An 18,527-nucleotide genomic window follows, 5' to 3' on the forward strand; every position below is an offset into this window, starting at 1 on the left:
GTCAGCGTCCGCCGCCGCGCACTCGCTTGTCGACCACGACGCGCTCCGCCGGATCGAGCAGCCCCAGCAAGACCTTGCGGAAGCCTTCAACCGCCTCGGCGCCCGTCTCGCGATAGGCGCGGGCGAAGCGCTGGCTTTGCCGGTCGGTCAGGTCGCGTTCGAGCTTCTGGCCGCGCTCCGTGAGCCACAGCAGCCGCTCGCGGCGATCGCGCGCGCCGCTCTTCTGCTCGACATAGCCTTGTCCGATCAGGTCCTTCAGGACGCGGCTGATCGACTGCTTGGTCACTTTCAGGATCGACAGCAGATGGCCGACCGTCTGGCCGGGATGGCGGCCGATGAAATAGAGCGCGCGGTGATGGGCGCGGCCGAGCTGGTAGCGCTTGAGCTGCTGGTCGGATTCGAACGTGAAGTCGCGATAGGCATAGAACATCAGCTCGATGCCCTGCCGCAGCTCTTCGTCGCGCAGGAAGAGAGGATTGGCGGGAGGTCTGGATTCCACGCCGCCTTTATAGAGCGGGCGCGTTACGTTGACACCCCGTCGACGGCGGTGTTACGCCGCGGCTCCTGTTTCGGACATTTTCTTTCTCGCCTGCGCGGGGGACACGATGATCGTTCATCATCTCGGGAAGTCGCAGTCCGAGCGGATCGTCTGGCTTTGTGAAGAGCTGGGCATTCCCTACGACCTCAGGGTCTACGACCGCGATCCCGTCACCCGCCTCGCGCCCCCCCAATACAAGGCACTCCATCCCATGGGCGCGGCGCCGGTGATCACCGATGGCGACCTCGTGCTGGCCGAGTCGGGGGCCATCATCGAATACATCGTCGCCAAGCACGGAAAGGGGCGCCTGACATTGGCACCCGATCATCCCGACTTCGCGCAGTTCCTCTTCTGGTTCCATTTCGCCAACGGCACGCTGCAGCCCGCGACAGGGCGCAACATGATCCTGTCCCGTCTGAAGTTGCCGGACGACAATCCAATCCTGCGTGCCATGAAGGGCCGGCTCGATCTCGCGCTGGGGCTCGTCGAGGCGCGCCTTGCCAGGTCGGCGTTTCTCGCCGGCAGCGAGTTCACGACGGCTGACATCATGATCGTCTTCACCCTGACGACCATGCGCCTCTTCCTGCCTTTCGATCTCGCGCCTTATCCGGCGATCCTTGCCTACCTGCAGCGCATCGGCGGGCGGCCCGCTTATCGACGGGCCATGCACAAGGGCGATCCCGACATGGCGCCTCTCCTGACCTGATTCCGACCGGCCCGGCTTGGCTCCCGGCCTTTTCTGGCCGCGATGAGACGCGTCGTCAGTTTTATTGACAAGGTCAGTAATATTGACCTATCTGGATATTAAGTTGTGATTGATAGTCTCCAAGAGACCCATTTGGAATCATTGGGAAGGGAATGGTGCAATGTCCTTAACAATGGATGATCGCGACGGCGTGATCTGGCTGGACGGCAAGCTGGTGCCGTGGCGCGACAGCCGCATGCATGTTCTCACCCACGCCCTGCATTACGGTTCGGCCGTCTTCGAAGGCGAACGCATCTATGACGGCCGGATTTTCCGTCTTGCCGCCCACAGCGCCCGCCTGATTCGCTCGGCCCGCCTGCTCGACTACGATCTGCCCTGGTCGCGCGAGGAGATCGACGAGGCGACCCGGGCCGTGGTGAAGGCCAACAGCCTCACGACCGGCTATGTGCGCCCCATTGCCTGGCGCGGTTCGGAAGTGCTGGGCGTGTCGGCGATCGGCACGACCGTCCATCTCGCCATCGCGCCCTGGGCCCAAGAAGGCAGGCTTTCCGTGCAGGCGCGCGATTCCGGTATCAACGTGACCATGGCCAAGTATCGTCGGCCGTCGCCGGAGACCGCGCCGGGTCACGCCAAGGTGGCGGGCCTCTACATCATCTGCGGCATCGAAAAGGATCGCGCGCTGAAGGCCGGCTTCGATGATGCGCTGATGCTCGACTGGCAGGGCCGCATCGCCGAATCGACCGGCGCCAACATCTTCCTGGTGATCGACGGCACGCTGGTGACGCCCAAGCCGGAGAACTTCCTGGACGGCATCACACGCCGCGCCGTCATGGGCATGGCCAGGAAGCGCGGTTGGGTGGTCGAAGAGCGTCATGTGATGCCGGAAGAACTCGCTACGGCCAGCGAAGTTTTTCTCTGCGGCTCGGCGGCAGAGATCGTGCCGGTGGGCTCCATCGACCAGCATCACTACCAGGCAGGGCCAATCGCCCGGACCCTGATGGCCGATTTCCAGAAGCTGGTGCGCGAGCCCGACAGCGAAGGCTTCGGCGAAGCCACGCATCTCATGACGCCGGCGGCACCATTGGCCGCCTGAGACTGGCGGCCTGACGCAACCTTGACATCGGGGGCTGCAATCCCCTTTTCTCGATGACGTCCGAGGGGTGTCCGGTTTCCAGCGTGGAACCGGGCTGAGACAGCCGCAGCGGCTGAACCCTTTGAACCTGATCCGGATCATGCCGGCGAAGGAACGGGAGTCAGTCGTGGATCGATCAGCAATTTCAGTCATTGGAGCCGGCGTCGCGGGCCTCTCGTGCGCCGTGGAGCTGAGCGCGCGCGGCCACGCTGTCGAGGTCATCGAGCGTGCTTCGGCCCTGGGCGAGGGGGCCTGCTCGTGGATGGCGGGTGGCATGCTGGCACCGTGGTGCGAACGTGCGACCACTGACGAAGCTGTGGCGCTCCTCGGCGCGCCGTCGATTACGTGGTGGCTTCGGAACTTTCCCGGCACCGTCCAGAAAGGCAGCCTCGTCGTGGCGCCGCCGCGCGACGCGGCCGACCTGACGCGCTTCGCCCAGCGCACGGAGCGCTTCGAATGGATCGACGGCGATGGCGTCGGCACTCTCGAGCCCGATCTCGCAGGCCGCTTCCGGCGCGGGCTCTTCTTTGCCGACGAAGCCCATCTCGATCCACGCAAGGCTCTGGCGGGTTTGGCGGAGACTCTGGCGGCGCGGAGTGTGCCGATCCGTTTCGGCGTAAGCGACCTGCCTCGCCGCGATCTAGATTTCGTCGTCGACTGCCGTGGCCTCGCCTCGCGCGATCATTTGCCGGATCTACGGGGCGTGCGCGGCGAGATGATCGTCGTGCGTACGCGCGAGGTCTCGCTGTCGCGGCCGGTGCGGCTGCTGCATCCGCGCATCCCGCTCTACGTCGTGCCGCGCGGCGATGGTCTCTTCATGATCGGCGCCACGATGATCGAAAGCGAAGAGCGACGGGCCGTCAGCCTGCGCTCTGCCGTGGAGCTGATGAATGCGGCCTACACGCTGCATCCTGCCTTTGGTGAAGCCGAGATCGTCGAACTTGGCGCCGACCTGCGGCCGGCTTTTCCCGATAACCTGCCGCAGGTGCGGCAAGTCGATGGCGTCCTGCACGCCAACGGCCTCTTTCGACACGGTTTCCTGCTGGCGCCCTGGCTCGCCAGTCAGGTTGCCGACTTTCTGGAGACGAAAGATGAAGATCTTCCTGAACGACGACGTGCATGAAGTCAGCCCCGGCACGCTGGCCGCAGCACTCGACACGCTGGGCTATGGCGGCCGCAAGATCGCCACAGCAGTGAACGGTCGCTTCGTTGCCGCGGCGGCGCGGCCGCGCACGGCCCTGGCCGACGGCGACCGCATCGAGGTCGTGGCGCCGATGCAGGGAGGCTAGGCATGGCGTCCTTCTATGGCATCGACCTGAAGTCGCGCCTGCTGCTCGGAACGGCACGCTATCCGTCGCCTGCCGTGCTGGAGCGGGCCATCAAGGCGTCGGGCGCGGAAGTCGTCACGGTCTCGCTGCGCCGCGAGAGTGGCGCCGGCCGCGCCGGTCAGAGCTTCTGGTCGTTCATCCAGGCGCTTGGCCTGAAGGTGCTGCCCAACACGGCGGGCTGCCATTCGGTCAAGGAAGCCGTGACCACGGCCCACATGGCGCGCGAGCTGTTCGACACGAACTGGATCAAGCTCGAAGTGATCGGCGAGGCGGACACCCTGCAGCCCGATGTCTTCGGTCTGGTGGAGGCGGCGCGCATCCTCAGCGAGGAGGGCTTCGAGGTGTTTCCCTACACGACCGAAGACCTCGTGGTGGCGGATCGCCTGGTCGAAGCCGGCTGCAAGGTGTTGATGCCCTGGGGCGCGCCGATCGGCTCGGCACGCGGGCTGAACAACGTCTACGGACTGCGTTCGCTGCGGGCACATTTCCCCGACATTCCGTTGGTCGTCGATGCGGGCCTCGGCGTGCCGTCGCATGCCGCGGCGGCCATGGAGCTGGGCTACGACGCCGTACTGCTCAATACCGCCGTCGCCGAGGCGGGCGATCCGGTCGAGATGGCGCGCGCCTTTGCACTGGCCACCGAAGCCGGGCGCGCCGCCTATCTGGCGCGGCCGATGGAACCGCGTGACATGGCAGTGCCGTCGACACCCGTTATCGGTAAGGCCGCCCTGGGCGATTGAGAAAGCAGACCGATGAAGCTCGATCCGTTCTATCCCGTGGTGCCCGATTCCGGTTGGGTGGCGAAGCTGCTGCCCGCCGGCACCAAGCTCGTTCAGCTGCGCATCAAGGACCAGCCGGATGCAGAAGTGCGTCGACAGGTGCGCGAAGCCAAAGCGGCCTGCGCGGCGCATGGCGCGCAGCTCATCGTCAACGACTACTGGCAGATCGCCATCGACGAAGGTTGCGACTATGTCCATCTCGGCCAGGAGGATCTCGTCGATGCCGACGTGAAGGCGTTGCGCCGCGCCGGCATCCGCATCGGCGTCAGCACGCACGATCATGCCGAGCTGGAGAAAGGTCTTGCGGTCGACCCTGACTATGTGGCGCTGGGGCCCATCTGGCCGACCAAGTTGAAGCAGATGCCGTGGGCGCCGCAGGGCACGACGCGGCTCGCCGAATGGAAGAAGCTGATCGGCGACCGGCCGCTGGTCGCCATCGGCGGTCTCACCCTTGAACGCGCCTTGCTCTGCCTGAAGTCCGGGGCCGATATCGCTTCGGTCGTGGGCGACATCGTGAACCACGCCGATCCGATCGGGCAGGCCAGGGCATGGATCGCCGCGACGAGGCCGTCGTGAGCAACCGCTACGCCCGCCAGACGGTGTTGGGCGAGATCGGGCCCGAAGGTCAGGCGCGGCTTGCGGCCGCGTCGGTGCTGGTCGTGGGCGCAGGTGGTCTCGGCTGCCCGGTGCTGCAGTATCTCGTGGGCGCCGGTGTCGGTCGCGTCACCCTCGTCGATCACGACACGGTCGAGGTCACCAACCTCCATCGCCAGCCGCTCTATCGCATGTCCGACATCGGCCGGCTCAAGGTCGAGGCGGCGCGCGATACGCTTCAGGGTTTCAACCCGGAGGTGCAGATCGAGGCGCGGGCCGAGCGTCTGACGCCACAGAATACAGCGGCCTTGGTCGCGACGGCCGATCTCGTCGTCGACGCTGCCGACAGCTTTGCCGTCACCTACATGTTGAGCGACGCCTGCTTCGCCGTGGCCAAGCCTCTGGTCAGTGCGTCGGTGATCGGCCTCACCGGCTATGCCGGCGCCTTCTGCGGCGGTGGGCCGAGCTATCGTGCGGTCTTCCCCGACGTGTCGATCGACGGCGGGACTTGCGACACGGTCGGCGTGCTGGGCAGCGCCGTCGCCCTGATGGGCAGCCTGCAGGCCCATCTCGCACTGCATCTGCTCTTGGGTTTCGAGTCGTCGGTGCTCGGCCGCGTCGTCACCTTCGATGCCAAGAAACTGGCCTTCGGCGGCTTCGGCTTCGATGGCAGCTCGGAGCCGGAGGCGTCCGTTCCCTTCATTGCGCCCGAAGCCGTGCGGGCCGACGATATCGTCGTCGACCTGCGTGGCCTCGACGAAGCACCGGTTTCGCCCTTTGCCGGCGCGCGGCGCCTTGTCGTCGATACGATCGAACAGTTGGAAGAACCGAGTGGTCGCGTTGTGCTTGCCTGCCGCAGCGGACAACGTTCGCTGATGGCGGCCGACAAATTGCGCGCGCGCGGCATCACCAACCTGGCGCTGGTGGCGCTGGGGTGACGGAGCGAAGCCGTCAGCTCAGGGCTTCTTCTCCCAACGTGCTGCGGCCGCATCGTCGCCTTCGTGTGCGCCGACCCATTTCTCGCCGGCCGGCGTTTCTTCGAGCTTCCAGAAGGGCGCCTTGGTTTTGAGCCAGTCGACGAGGAACTCACAGGCCTCGAAAGCGGCTTCGCGATGCGGCGAGCCCACGACCACCAGCACGATGCGTTCGCCCGCTTCCATGCGGCCGTAGCGGTGGACGATGAGAGAGGCTTCGAGCGGCCAGCGCCGGTTGGCCTCGGCCTCGATCTCCTCCAGCGCCTTCTCGGTCATGCCGGGATAGTGTTCCAGGGTCAGCGCGTCGACCTTGTCGCGGTGATAGCCTTCGCGGACATGCATCTCGCGCACCAGCCCGACGAACACCGCGAGGCCGCCGATCCGCTTGTTACCGTCGGTGAGGCGGGCCAGCTCGGCGCCGACATCGAAGTCGGCTTCCTGGACACGCACGCTCATGGCGTCAGCCGCCGGTGAAGGGTGGGAAGAACGCAACCTCGCGCGCGCCGGCAAGTTTGACGTCGAAGGTCGCCGTGCGTTGATCGACTGCCGCGCCGAAGGCAGCGCCTTCCGCCAGCGCTTCGGCATGGCCCGGGCTGCGTGCCCTGAGCCATACGATGAGATCGCCGACCGTCGCGACGTCCGCAGGCGGCGTCACTTCCTCCTCGGGAAGGCCGACGGTGCGTTTCATCCAGGCGAAGTAGCGGATTTTCATTTCTGACCACCCGGCGCATCTTCCGCCATGTGGCGCAGGCCTGTCCGGAGATAGTCGTAGCCAGTGATCAGGGTGAGGGCGGCAGCGATCCAGATCAGGACGATGCCGATCTGCGTTACCCAGGTCGCTGCGGCGTCGCCCACCAGCAGGGCGGCGATTGCCACCATCTGGACCGCGGTTTTCCATTTCGCGAGCGCGCTCACCGGCAGGCCGACACGCAGTTCGGCCAGGAATTCGCGCAGCCCTGAAACCAGGATCTCGCGGGCCAGGATGATCAGCGCCGCCAGCACGTTCAGGCCGCTCAAGACGCCGGTATTGACCAGCATCACCAGCGCTGCGGCCACGAGCAGCTTGTCGGCGATGGGATCGAGGAAGCGGCCGAAGCGCGAAATCTGGTGATAGCGCCGCGCGAAATAGCCATCGAACCAATCGGTGACGGCTGCGGTCACGAAAAGGATCATCGACAGCCACTGCGCCCAGCCGCGGTCGAGCCAGAAGCAGGCGACGACCAGCGGAATCGCCACGATCCGCGACAGGGTCAGCATGTTGGGAAGATTGAACAACATCTCGATGCCGACCTTAGCGGCCACCCCGGAAGTGGTCATGGATTTTCTGGGCAAGCGCATTGGAGATGCCGGGCACTGTCTTGATATCGTCGAGCGTAGCGACGGCAACCGCACGGGCACTGCCGAAATGATTGAGCAGCGCGCGCTTGCGGCCCGCACCGATGCCCGGCACCTCGTCGAGTGCCGAGCGGGTCATGTCGGCGGCGCGCCGCGTGCGATGTGTGCCGATCGCGAAGCGATGCGCTTCGTCGCGAAGCCGTTGCAGGAAGTAGAGGACCGGATCGCGCGGTTCGAGCGAGAAGGGCGCCTTGCCGTGCAGGAAGAAGCGCTCCCGGCCGGCGTCGCGATCGGGGCCCTTGGCGATGCCGACCATGGCGATGTCTTCGAGGCCGAGTTCGGTCATCACCTGGCGCGCCGCTTCGAGTTGGCCCTGGCCGCCGTCGATCAGCACCAGGTCGGGCCAATGCTCGTCGTCGCGATCGGGGTTTTCCTTGAGCGCACGGCCGAAGCGCCGGCTCATCACCTCGCGCATCATGGCGAAGTCGTCGCCGGCCGCACCTTCGCTCTTGATGTTGAATTTGCGGTAGGCGTTCTTGTTGAAGCCGTCGGGACCCGCGACGATCATGGCGCCGATGGGCGCCGTGCCCTGGATATGGCTGTTGTCGTAGACCTCGATGCGCTCGGGCGGTGCGTCGAGGCCGAACACGCGCGCCACGCCGTCGAGAAGCTGGCGCTGCGTGCCGCGTTCGGCCATGCGCCGCGCCAGCGCCTCGCGCGCATTGTTCACGGCTTGGTCCAGCGCATCCTTCTGGTCACCACGCTTGGGCTGGCGAATCTCGACCCTGTGCCCGGCAGAGAGGGCCAGGGCGCTTTCCAGAAGCTCGCGTTCGGCGACGTCGTGGCTGGTCAGGATCAGGCTGGGCGCCTGTCGCGCCTCGTAGAACTGGCCGATGAAGGACTCGAGCACCTGGGCCTCGTCGAGCTCCCGGCCGTGGCTCGGGAAATAGGCGCGGTTGCCGAGATTCTGGCCGGCCCGCAGGAAGAAGACCTGCACGCAGATCTGCCCGCCCTCCGAGTGGGCGGCGAAGATATCGGCCTCGTCGATCGACGGCAGACTGATCGACTGGTGCGACTGGATGTGCGCCAGCGCACGGATGCGATCGCGCAGCACCGCCGCAGCCTCGAATTCGAGCCTGGCCGAGGCCTGCTCCATGCGCTGGGACAGCGCCTGCTGGATCTCGCGGTTACGGCCGCCCAGGAAGCCGCGAACCTCGTCGACGATGGCGTCGTATTCGGGCTTGTCGATGCGGCCGACGCAGGGCGCCGTGCAGCGCTTGATCTGGTATTGCAGGCAGGGGCGGGTGCGGGTCGAGAAGACGCCGTCCGAGCAGGAGCGCAGGGGAAAGGCCCGCTGCAGCGCGTAGAGCGTGCGGTTCACGGCGGTGGCCGAGGCGAAGGGGCCGAAATATTCGTTGCCCGGTTCGCGCGTGCCGCGGTGCTTGGCGAGCTGCGGCCAGTCCGTGTCGCGGCGGATCACGATGTAAGGGAACGACTTGTCGTCGCGCAGCAGCACGTTGAAGCGCGGCCGGAAGCGCTTGATCAGGTTGTTCTCGAGGAGCAGCGCCTCGGCTTCGCTGTCGGTGACGGCGAATTCCATCGTCGCCGTCGCCGAGACCATGCGCATCAGGCGCGTCGCCAGGCGGGTCGGCTGGGTATAGGCGGCGACCCGGCTGCGGAGCGAGCGCGCCTTGCCGACATAGAGCACCTCGCCGTCTGCAGCGATCATGCGATAGACGCCGGGCTTCCGCGGCAGCGTGTGCACAAAATCGGCAATGATACGCATGCCGTCGGCAAGCGAGCCTTCGCTGGGTTTCTGGTCGAGATCGGTTTCGTCGGTCACGAGGCGGGTCGCAGAGACAGAATGGAGGCGAGCAGTGAGTAGGCCGGCGGCGCTCGACAGCAAAGCGCGACGTTCCCGGAACAGGCCCCAGAACGGCTGTGGAAACAGCCATGTGGGGAAGTCTGTGAAAAAGCGCGTTGTCCGCCCGGCGTTACACCAGCGTCACCGTGTTGACTCAATGTAGGGGCGGTGGCAGTCGCCCGCCACCGCCCTTCTAACATTTTGTTCTATAGGACTTTTCCGTCTTTTCTTGGAGCACCATAAAGAACTGGCGTTGCTTGATGTTCCCTTTTTGGTCCAATTGTCTATCGCGCTTCCAATTGTGGATAACTTGGGTGGCTTTAGAGCACCGACAACATGCGGCCAACCAGCGGATGACGCACGACGTCGCCCTGGGTGAGACGCACCACCGCCACGTCTTCCATACCCTCCAGCCGGGTCCCGATGGCGGCCAGGCCCGACAGTTCGGGCAGCAGGTCGGTCTGGTCGGGATCGCCGGTCATGACCATGGTCGAGTGCCAGCCCAACCGGGTCAGCAGCATCTTGAGCTGTCCGTAGGTGCAGTTCTGCGCCTCGTCGATCAGCACGAAGGCATTGTTCAGGGTGCGGCCGCGCATGAAGGCGACGGGGGCGATCTCGATGGTGCCGTCGTCGAGGTGCTGGCGCAGTTGCTTGGCGCCCAGCCGGTCGTTCAGGGCATCCCACAGCGGGCGCAGGTAGGGGTCGAGCTTCTCGCGCATGTCGCCCGGCAGGAAGCCCAGATTCTCTCCGGCCTCGACGGCCGGCCGCGACAGCACGATGCGCGCGACGGTGCCGGATTCCAGCGCCTCGACGGCGGCCGAGATGGCGAGATAGGTCTTGCCGGTGCCGGCCGGCCCCAGGGCGACGGTCAGAGGCTTGGTTTCGATAGCCTCCATCAGCACGCGTTGATTGTCGCTGCGCGGGCGGACTTTCCGGATGTAGCTCTGGTCTCGGTCGTTGGCCGGAGTGTGGTCGAAGACGAGGCTGTGAATACGGGCGCTATCGATGGCGTGCAGCTTGGTGCGGCGTGCGGCGCGTTTGGCCATATCCATACTCCGGTGTCATGGTCAGAGGAGTGGGACCGGTCGCCAGAAAACAAAAACGCCCCCGCGAGCGGAGGCGTTGACGATCGGTGGTCAGGCTGAAGGTGAGGCTGACAGAGCACACGGCGGGAATTCCGCCGGTGGTCCCGACTCCGTCGGGGGCTAAGCTCCTCGGACGGATAAACACCTCCTTCAGCTACCTGGGAAAGCGTACCCCCAATCCACGCCTTCAGCCACCAGATTTATGGTGTGCCATTGAACATTCACGCTATGGAAAGCGTGCTTTCACGTACGGATGTGGGCGAGGCGGCCGGCCACGTAGGTCGCCTGGACCGCCCGATCGTCGCCCAGGATCATTTGCACGAAGAGCTGTTCGGCGAAGCTCTCCGCCTGGTTCATCCGGAAGTCGATCAGGGGCGTGGAGCGCATGTCGAGGACGACGAGGTCGGCTTCCATGCCGACGGCGATGCTGCCGATCCTGTCGTCGAGGTGTATCGCCGCCGCCGAGCCGCGCGTCGCGAGATAGTAGGCGTGCTCGGCCGACAGGGCTTGCCCGTTGAGCTGCGACGCCTTGTAGGCCTCGTTCAGCGTGGCGAGGATCGAGAACGAGGTTCCCGCGCCGATGTCGGTGCCGAGCCCGACCCTCACCGGGCGCTTCGGATCCAGTGCGCGCGAGAGATCGAAGGCGCCGCTGCCCAGGAAGAAGTTGGAGGTCGGGCAATGCGCGATTGCGGCGCCCGTCTCGTGCAGCCGCTGCAGCTCGCCGTCCTCCAGCCAGATGCCGTGTCCGAATACGGCACGCTTCCCGCAAAGCCCATGATGGTCGTAGACGTCGAGATAGTGGCGGTGGTCTGGAAACAGCTCCCTGATCCAGGCGACCTCGGCCTTGTTCTCCGCGATATGGGTCTGCATCAGGCAATCGGGGTGTTCCCGCCATAAGGCGCCGGCTGCCGACAGTTGCGCCGGCGAACTCGTCCCGGCGAAGCGCGGCGTGATGGCATAGAGCAACCGGCCGCGGCCGTGCCACTTGGCGATCAGGGCCTGGGAGTCGTCGTAGCCGGTCTGCACTGTATCCATGAGGCCTTCGGGCGCGCGGCAGTCCATCAGCACTTTGCCGGCCGCCAGCCGAAGGCCGAGCGCTTCGGCCTCCTCGAACAGGATGTCGGCGGAATGGCTGTGTACGGTGCAGTAGACGCAGCTCGTGGTGATGCCGTTGCGCAGGTTCTCGCGCAGGAAGGTGCGTGCGACCTCGCGTGTGAAGGCGCGGTCGGCGAATTTCAGTTCGGTCGGGAAGGTATAGCGGTCGAGCCAGTCCAGAAGCTGATTGCCGTGGCTGCCGATCATCGGCGTCTGCGGGAAATGGACGTGCGTGTCGACGAAGCCCGCGGAGATCAGCGCATTGCGGCCATAGTCGCGGACCTCGACGTCTGCCGGCAGCGACGGTGCGATCTCGGTGGCCGGGCCGAACTGTGCAATGTGGCCATCCTGCACGACGACAACGGCATCCGGCTCGTGCACCATCGTGCGCGCAAGCCCGTCGCGGAACGGATCGCCGGTATAGGTCAGGACAGGGCCGCGGAGGGCGATCGGTCGGTCGGTCGGGGACATCGCGGCAACGTTCGCACCGAACGGTGAGTTCTGGAAGGGCCGCGCGTTCATGGTAGAGACCAGGCACGTCCCAAGGAGTGCGAGCATGAGCACAGAGTCCCGAACCGTCGTCTGGAACAACATGACCCGGGCCGAGCTCGACGCCGCCTACGACAACACCAGCGCCGTAGCCGATTCGGGCGAGCGCCGCGAGGCCTGGGTCGCGCGCAGCGATGCCTTCCGCAAGCGCCACGCCGACGGTCTCGACCTCGCCTACGGGCCGCGGCCGCGCAACAAGATCGACCTCTTCCGGTGTGGCGCCGCCAAGGCGCCGCTGTTCGCCTTCATCCATGGCGGCTACTGGCAGCGCAACGCCAAGGAGACGTTCGCCTGCATGGCCGCGGGACCGCTGGCCAACGGCATGGATGTCGCCTTCATCGGCTACACGCTCTGCCCCGAGGCCACGCTGTCGGAGATCGTCGACGAGATTGCGGCCGCCGTGCGCTGGCTGCGGCGCGAAGGACCGCACCGCGGTGCAGGTGAGGGCAGACTTGTCGTTTCCGGCTGGTCGGCGGGCGGCCATCTTACGGCGACGACGCTTGCCATGGACGAGGTCGATGCGGGGCTGGCGATCAGCGGTATCTACGATGTCGAGCCCTGCCGCCTGAACTATCTCAACGACAAGCTGAACTTGACAGCCGAGGAGGCGGCGAAGACCAGTCCGCTCCTGCATCTGCCGAAGAAGAGTGCGCCGGTCGTGCTGGCTTACGGCACCGGCGAGCTGCCGGAGCTGCAGCGCCAGTCCGTTGCCTATCACGACGCCCGTCGCGCGGCTGGTTTGCCGAGCGAGCTGCTGCCGCTCGCCGGCCTCAATCATTTCTCGATCATGGACGAACTCGAAAAGCACGATGGTGTGCTTGCGCGGGCCGCACGCGCTCTTGCCTGAACACGATGAGCGCGTGAGATCTCTGACACAAGCTAAGCGCGAGTTACATCTGCGATGCAACGAGCGCTTGAGGTCGCACCTCTGCATGTTATCGTGACGGTGCTTACATTTACGGGCGCTGTTGCTGTCATTGCCACCGGCGCTTGAGTGAACATGGGAGATAGCTCTTGTCTGGTCACGCTCTGTTGCATGCGGTCAATATCCAAGCTGATCCCGTAAAAGTTCGAGATGCCCTTACCACTCTTCAGGGTTTGAAAGGCTGGACCGGCGCCGACGTATCGGGAGGCGGCAAGGTGGGCGATCAGTGGTCGCTGAAGTATCCCGATGGCCCCACGTTCGTGTGGGAAGTGACTACCCATGATGCCAACAAGGTTGTCTGGAAGTGTGTGAAGGGACCGGGCGATGCGGCCGGAACCGCCGTTAACTTCGATATCGGCCAAACGCCCGACGGCCGCGTCCATTTGAAGTTCGCCCATTCGGGTTGGCCCCATCAGGAAGGCAACTTCGCGAAGTGCAATGCGCTCTGGGGCATGATGCTCCATCAGCTCCGCGCCTTCGCCGAGCACGGAAAGATCGCTCCCTGATCCAGCGGTCCTGAGGGCAAGACAATGCAGCAGTCACTTTCGGATTTCGTGGCCTCGATGGAGAAGGCCGGCTTCCTCGTGCGCATCAAGGAGGAGGTCCGCGTCGACCAGGTTCCCAAGCTCATGGAGTCCAATCCGACGAAGGCCATCCTGGTCGAGAAGATCAAGGACACCGAGTTCTCGGTGCTGGCCAATGCCTATTCGAATCAGGAGATGTTCGCCTGGGCCATGGGCTGCGACAAGACGCGGACCGGGCTCGAGATGGTCGCGCGCTCCAAGGGCCGCGTGAAGTGGGAGACGGTGACGACGGCGCCCTGCAAGGAAGTGATCCTGAAGGGCGACGACGTCGACCTGACGCTCCTGCCGCTGTTCCTACATCACGACCGCGACGGGCACGCCTACACCAACGACAATCTCTTCATCAGCAAGCATCCCGACACCGGCGTCTACGACTGGGGCATCTACCGCTCGATGTTCCGGACCAAGAACGAGAAGTCGGTCGACATGACCTGCACCTCGCACCGCCAGCGCATCCACGCGATGGCGGCGGCGGCGAAGGGCCAGAACCTCGAGGTCGCGATCGTGCTGGGCGGCCCGACGATCGACAAGATCTCGGCCCTGGTCGGCGTCACTGCCGACACCGACGACTTCGAGGTGCTGGGCGCCTTCTATGGCGCGCCGGCCAAGATGATCAAATGCGAGACCATCGACGTGATGGTGCCGGCCAATGCCGAGATCGTGCTCGAATGCGAGCTGATGGCGCTCGAAGGTCTCGTCTACGACGAAGGGCCGTACGGCGAATTCACCGGCATGTACGGCGGCGGCATCAAGCACAATTATCGCCTCAAGGTGAAGGCGATGACCTACCGCAAGGGCGGCATCTTCCAGCATTGCACCATCGGCGGCCTGCATCCCTGGTACACCGACAACATGCTGCAGCTGCCGGCGATCGAGGCCGACCTGTTCAACGGCCTGAAGCAGGGCGGCATCGACGTGCGCGAGGTGCGCTGCCCTCTGGGCGGCCTGTCCAACATCGCCTACGCCAAGATCCATCCGCTGGGCGCCGGCGATTCAAAGCAGGCGCTGGGCATCATGCTCACTTGCTCCAAGCAGGGCCTGCCCAAGGTCGCCATGGTGTTCGACACCGACGTCGACATCTGGGACGACCAGGCGGTGCTGGCTGCCATGGCCTACCGCTACATGCCGGACAAAGACACGGTGCGACTCGACGGGCTCAACACCATGACCGTCGATCCCAAGAGCACCACGTTGGGCATCGCCTCGAAGATCGGGATGGACTGCACCGTGCCGCTGGGTCCCGAGTGGAACCCCAATGAGTTCGTGCGCAGCACCGTGACCGACCTCGGCGATCCGCCGGCCGACCTGAAGATCATGACGGAAGAGGCGCTGACCAAGGATATGGAGGCGTTCATCCGCGCCGAGCCGCGCGCCTGGCACGACATTCTGAAGCAGTATCACGGCCAGCCCTATCCCGTGCTCTACCGTGCCTTCGGCAATCTGCGCCACAAGCTGGGCCGCACCAACGATCCGCCTTGGTACCGCTACACGCTCTCCGATACGCCGTTTTCGTGGGAGGCCAAGCCGCAGCCGCTGCACCATTCGGATCCACGCCACATCAAGACCGCCGGTTGAGCATCCGCATGGCAACGAGCCAGCCTGTCAGGCGCATGGTCGTCGGTATCACCGGCGCCTCTGGAACGGTCTACGGCATCCGCGTGCTCGAAGCGTTGCGCGCCATGAAGATCGAGAGCCATCTCGTGATCTCCAAGGCGGGCGACCAGACGCGAGCGCTCGAGACCGATGTGTCGGCGGCGGAGCTTCGGGCCCTCGCCGATCACGTCTATGCGCCGGGCGACATCGCTGCGGCCATCTCGAGCGGTTCGTTCCATACGATGGGCATGATCGTGGCGCCCTGCTCGGTGCGCACCTTGAGCGAGATCGCGACCGGAGTGACGTCGAGCCTGGTCGCCCGCGCGGCCGACGTCTGCCTGAAGGAACGTCGCCGCGTCGTCCTGATGTTCCGCGAAACGCCGCTGCACGCCGGGCACATCAAAAGCATGTTGGCCGTTACCGAGATGGGGGCCATCGTCGCCGTGCCGGTTCCGGCCTTCTACGCGCGGCCGCGCTCCGTCGACGACATCGTCACCCATTCGGTCGCCCGCGCGCTCGATCTCTTCGGCCTCGATACCAAGACCTTCCCGCGCTGGACAGGTCCGTCGGGCCTCCCATCCCGGCGGAGGACTGCAAAGTGATGCATCGTCGCACAGCAATCGCTGCCGTGCTGGCCGCCGTCGGTGGATTCTCGTCCCCGCGTGCGCAGACCGCCGACGTACGCGTCGTGGAATCGGCGCCGAAGGCACATGCCCGTATCGGCCGGCGCAGCAGTGCCTTCTTCGTGCGCTTCGACCGGCCGGTCGACCATCGCAAGTCGACTCTGACCATCAAGCAGGGCGACAAGGTGATCGAACGCCTGCAGCCGCGCTTGGAATCGGCGCCCGAAGTCCTGTTCGCGGAGGCGCCGACCTTGCCGCCGGGCGACTACACGCTGCACTGGGCGGTGATCACCCTGCAGGGAGAGAAAACCGTCTCGGGCGACATCCCTTTCCAGGTCTCCGACCAGCCGCCCAAGTAGGCGCGGCGTGCGATCCGCCCGTTCCAGACCCCGCTCAAGTCACCTTGAGGATCCGGCGTCCCACGAAGATCGTCAGGAAGGCCACCGCCGTGCCGAGCGCCGCCTCCGCCAGCCGGTCGAGCAACAGCGGCGGCCAGGGCGCGCCACGGCTCAGGTTGCTCATGCCGATGGCGAGCGGCGAGAAGAACAGGAGCGCGACGCCGTAGTTGCGCGCCACCGCGATCTCCGCCGCCGCCTGGCAGACAATGATGATCGCGATCAGTGCGAGATGGCCGGGTTCGAACGAGAACAGAAAGGTGGCCACGCCGACGCCGCCCAGGGTGCCCAGCATGAGGTGCGCCGTGCGGCGCCAGATGTCGGTGGCGGCCAACGCCGGCATCAGAGCCGCGACCGTAACGGCCGCCCAGAAGGGATGGCCGATGCCGAGGACGATGGCGAGCGCCCAGGCCGTCAGCACGCCGAGCGTGGCGGCCGCCATCAGGACCAGATGTTGCCTGCGGTCGAGATTGGCATAGCCCGCCGCGAGGCGATGGCGCCATCCGTCGGGTTTCGGTTCTTCTCCCCGCTTGCCGTTGCGCAAGTTGCTCAGCCAAGCCAGCAGGACCGAGAAGGCGGCGCCGCCTGCGCCGGTCGCTATGCCGATCGGCAGGCGGTCCCATGTGGTGGGGATGCTGGCGACGATCAGCAGGACCAAAACGAAAAACATTTCGCCGCGCGGCACCCATTTCATCGCGGCGCCCAGCGTGGCAGCGGCAATCACGGTGACGGCCAGCAGCGTGCCCAGCACCGGCAACGGCGCCTGCGCGGCCGCATAGGTCATCGCCACCGCGATGATGACGACCAGGCCGATGCCGGCCACGATCTGCGTCGTCACGCGCTGTTTGGCAGACTCGCCGTGGCCATAGAGCATCGCCAGTCCGCCGAAGGCGGCATAGACGGTGAGGTCGAGACGGTCCGCGACATCGAGCGCCAGCAGCGGCAGGCCGACCGCCAGGGCGACACGCAACGCATCCTCGATATCGTCGCGACGGATATCGGCAAAAGAGCGACGCATCACCTGTTGTACTCGCGAAACGCTAGGACGGACTGACCATGCCCCATCAAGATCTGCGCGCCTTCCTGACCGCCTTGAAGAACTCGGGTGACCTCGTCGACATCACGCGTCCGATTGCCCTCAAGTACGATATCGCCAAAGCTCTTGCCAAGACGAGTGCGATCCAGGGGCCGGCGCTGATGTTCGCGGATACCGGCACGGCGTTTCCGCTGGTGGCGGGCGTCTACGGCAATCGCAGGCTGGCGTTGAAGGCCTTCGAGGCGACGGAGCAGACGATCCACGACAAGGTGCTGAAGGGTATCAACAACCAGATCGCTCCGGTGGACTTCAAGGGCGCGCCGCCGTGTCAGGAGATCGTGCTGACGGGCGATGCGATCGATGTCACCAAGCTTCCGGTGCCGACCTACAGCCCGAAGGATGGTGGACCTTATATTACGGCCGGCATCGTGGTGTCGGAGAACCCGGAGACCGGCACGCCCGACATCGGCAACTACCGCTTCCAGGTTCACGGGCCGAAGGAGCTGGGCGTGTTCTCCGCGCCGAACCATCGCTTCGGCAAGAACATCGCCCACGCGACGGCGATGGGAAAACAACTGCACGGCGCGATCGTGATCGGTGTCGATCCGCTCACCATGTACTCCTGCCAGGTGCAGTCGAGCGACGCCACCAACGACTGGTTCGTTGCGGGCGGCCTGCGCGGCGTGCCGGTCGAACTGGCGAAGGCGGTCAGCAACGACATGAAGGTGCCGGCGCGCGCAGAGATCGTGATCGAGTTCACGGTCGATACCAAGGATCAGAAGATCGAGGGGCCGCTCGGCGAATATACCGGCTACTACACGGCAGCTTCGCCGAAGCCCGTGGCGAAGATAACGGCGATCACGCACCGCAAGGGTGCGATCTTCCAGGGGCTGCTGACCGGCAAGCCGATCACCGAGAACCACGTTCTGAAGCAGATTCCGTTCGAGACCTCGATCCTGCGGCAACTCCAGGCGCAGTTTCCGACGATCAGCGACATCTCGATCAACAGCTCGGGCGGCGTGCAGGTCTACGTCGTCATCGCCATGAAGCCGCGCTACGAGGGCGAGGCGCGGCACGCCATCCTCGCCGCCATGGCGTCAAATCTGCATCCCAAATGGGTCATCGCGGTCGATCCCGACATAGACATCCGCAATTCCGCGGAGGTCGAGTGGGCTCAGTCGTTCCGGGTCAAACCGAGCGACGATGTGTTCGTCGTCGAACGCACGGCCACCGCGCCGCTCGATCCCTACACCGACGGCGCCTTTTCGTCGTCCGTCGGTATCGATGCGACCAAGCCGTTCGGCGTCGAGTTCCCGGAGGTTTCGGAGGTGCCGGGTTGGCGCGACTTCGCGCTACCGGAGATCGACAAGCGCCAGGGTTAGAGGTCTCGAA

At 65.3% G+C, this 18,527-nt stretch carries 21 protein-coding genes and 1 riboswitch; of the genes, 13 read left to right on the forward strand and 8 right to left on the reverse strand.

The annotated features are described in order from the left end of the window. Position 1 precedes the first annotated feature (1 nt). Complete coding sequence (locus tag BN60_RS26675; protein ID WP_020699249.1) at positions 2-499, reverse strand: MarR family winged helix-turn-helix transcriptional regulator; 498 nt, start codon at positions 497-499, stop codon at positions 2-4. A gap of 106 nt (positions 500-605) precedes the next feature. On the opposite strand from BN60_RS26675, the gene BN60_RS26680 reads away from it, so the two are divergent. The 7 genes from BN60_RS26680 to BN60_RS26710 all read left to right on the forward strand — a co-directional run bounded on the left by BN60_RS26680 (position 606) and on the right by BN60_RS26710 (position 6,015). After that, positions 606-1,244 carry a glutathione S-transferase family protein gene (locus BN60_RS26680; RefSeq protein WP_020699250.1) on the forward strand — a complete coding sequence of 213 codons (639 nt, stop codon included), beginning with the start codon at positions 606-608 and terminating at the stop codon, positions 1,242-1,244. A gap of 160 nt (positions 1,245-1,404) precedes the next feature. Beyond that, on the forward strand, positions 1,405-2,337 hold the full coding sequence (locus tag BN60_RS26685; RefSeq protein WP_051150194.1) for a branched-chain amino acid aminotransferase: 933 nt from the start codon (positions 1,405-1,407) through the stop codon (positions 2,335-2,337). Positions 2,338-2,390: 53 nt separating this feature from the next. After that, positions 2,391-2,508, forward strand: a riboswitch (TPP riboswitch). After that, a complete protein-coding gene (gene thiO, locus BN60_RS26690) occupies positions 2,504-3,499 on the forward strand; it encodes a glycine oxidase ThiO (protein ID WP_245539845.1) in 996 nt (331 codons plus the stop codon). It overlaps the preceding riboswitch by 5 nt. Next, positions 3,468-3,665, forward strand: a complete 198-nt coding sequence (gene thiS / locus BN60_RS26695; RefSeq protein ID WP_020699253.1) for a sulfur carrier protein ThiS — start codon at positions 3,468-3,470, stop codon at positions 3,663-3,665. Before thiO ends, thiS begins: the two co-directional genes overlap by 32 nt. A 2-nt stretch (positions 3,666-3,667) precedes the next feature. Beyond that, positions 3,668-4,444, forward strand: a complete 777-nt coding sequence (locus BN60_RS26700; protein WP_020699254.1) for a thiazole synthase — start codon at positions 3,668-3,670, stop codon at positions 4,442-4,444. A gap of 12 nt (positions 4,445-4,456) precedes the next feature. Next, positions 4,457-5,059, forward strand: a complete 603-nt coding sequence (locus BN60_RS26705; RefSeq protein ID WP_020699255.1) for a thiamine phosphate synthase — start codon at positions 4,457-4,459, stop codon at positions 5,057-5,059. Then, complete coding sequence (locus BN60_RS26710; RefSeq protein WP_020699256.1) at positions 5,032-6,015, forward strand: HesA/MoeB/ThiF family protein; 984 nt, start codon at positions 5,032-5,034, stop codon at positions 6,013-6,015. The genes BN60_RS26705 and BN60_RS26710 overlap by 28 nt, the downstream gene beginning before the upstream one ends. An 18-nt stretch (positions 6,016-6,033) precedes the next feature. On the opposite strand, the gene BN60_RS26715 is transcribed toward BN60_RS26710, so the two are convergent. From BN60_RS26715 to guaD, 6 genes are all read right to left on the reverse strand, one after another. Next, entirely contained in the window at positions 6,034-6,507 is a 474-nt protein-coding gene (locus BN60_RS26715; protein ID WP_020699257.1) for a molybdenum cofactor biosynthesis protein MoaE, read from the reverse strand. 4 nt (positions 6,508-6,511) lie between these two features. After that, positions 6,512-6,763 carry a MoaD/ThiS family protein gene (locus tag BN60_RS26720; protein ID WP_020699258.1) on the reverse strand — a complete coding sequence of 84 codons (252 nt, stop codon included), beginning with the start codon at positions 6,761-6,763 and terminating at the stop codon, positions 6,512-6,514. Next, entirely contained in the window at positions 6,760-7,368 is a 609-nt protein-coding gene (pgsA, locus tag BN60_RS26725) for a CDP-diacylglycerol--glycerol-3-phosphate 3-phosphatidyltransferase (protein WP_020699259.1), read from the reverse strand. The genes BN60_RS26720 and pgsA overlap by 4 nt, the downstream gene beginning before the upstream one ends. Continuing rightward, positions 7,343-9,229: an excinuclease ABC subunit UvrC gene (gene uvrC, locus BN60_RS26730; RefSeq protein ID WP_020699260.1), complete on the reverse strand. Its 1,887-nt coding sequence runs from the start codon at positions 9,227-9,229 to the stop codon at positions 7,343-7,345. The genes pgsA and uvrC overlap by 26 nt, the downstream gene beginning before the upstream one ends. A 341-nt stretch (positions 9,230-9,570) precedes the next feature. Continuing rightward, on the reverse strand, positions 9,571-10,296 hold the full coding sequence (locus BN60_RS26735; RefSeq protein WP_020699261.1) for a PhoH family protein: 726 nt from the start codon (positions 10,294-10,296) through the stop codon (positions 9,571-9,573). A gap of 282 nt (positions 10,297-10,578) precedes the next feature. After that, a complete protein-coding gene (guaD, locus tag BN60_RS26740) occupies positions 10,579-11,901 on the reverse strand; it encodes a guanine deaminase (protein WP_043286945.1) in 1,323 nt (440 codons plus the stop codon). 85 nt (positions 11,902-11,986) lie between these two features. Between guaD and BN60_RS26745 the strand changes: the two genes are divergently transcribed. The 5 genes from BN60_RS26745 (at position 11,987) to BN60_RS26765 (ending at position 16,063) form a co-directional block, all read left to right on the forward strand. After that, a complete protein-coding gene (locus BN60_RS26745; RefSeq protein WP_020699263.1) occupies positions 11,987-12,826 on the forward strand; it encodes an alpha/beta hydrolase in 840 nt (279 codons plus the stop codon). A gap of 185 nt (positions 12,827-13,011) precedes the next feature. After that, entirely contained in the window at positions 13,012-13,410 is a 399-nt protein-coding gene (locus BN60_RS26750) for an SRPBCC family protein (protein WP_177324870.1), read from the forward strand. Between the two features lie 24 nt (positions 13,411-13,434). Further along, the gene (locus BN60_RS26755; RefSeq protein ID WP_020699265.1) at positions 13,435-15,063 is read left to right on the forward strand and encodes a UbiD family decarboxylase; all 1,629 of its coding nucleotides are present in this window, start codon (positions 13,435-13,437) and stop codon (positions 15,061-15,063) included. 8 nt (positions 15,064-15,071) lie between these two features. Beyond that, entirely contained in the window at positions 15,072-15,683 is a 612-nt protein-coding gene (locus tag BN60_RS26760) for a UbiX family flavin prenyltransferase (RefSeq protein WP_043284364.1), read from the forward strand. Next, complete coding sequence (locus tag BN60_RS26765; RefSeq protein WP_020699267.1) at positions 15,683-16,063, forward strand: copper resistance CopC family protein; 381 nt, start codon at positions 15,683-15,685, stop codon at positions 16,061-16,063. Before BN60_RS26760 ends, BN60_RS26765 begins: the two co-directional genes overlap by 1 nt. 34 nt (positions 16,064-16,097) lie before the next feature. On the opposite strand, the gene BN60_RS26770 is transcribed toward BN60_RS26765, so the two are convergent. Continuing rightward, positions 16,098-17,117 carry an FUSC family protein gene (locus BN60_RS26770; protein ID WP_020699268.1) on the reverse strand — a complete coding sequence of 340 codons (1,020 nt, stop codon included), beginning with the start codon at positions 17,115-17,117 and terminating at the stop codon, positions 16,098-16,100. A 38-nt stretch (positions 17,118-17,155) separates the two neighbouring features. On the opposite strand from BN60_RS26770, the gene BN60_RS26775 reads away from it, so the two are divergent. Continuing rightward, positions 17,156-18,517: a UbiD family decarboxylase gene (locus BN60_RS26775; RefSeq protein WP_020699269.1), complete on the forward strand. Its 1,362-nt coding sequence runs from the start codon at positions 17,156-17,158 to the stop codon at positions 18,515-18,517. Positions 18,518-18,527: the final 10 nt, after the last annotated feature.

Source organism: Reyranella massiliensis 521 (genome assembly GCF_000312425.1).
In the GTDB taxonomy this organism is placed as follows: domain Bacteria; phylum Pseudomonadota; class Alphaproteobacteria; order Reyranellales; family Reyranellaceae; genus Reyranella; species Reyranella massiliensis.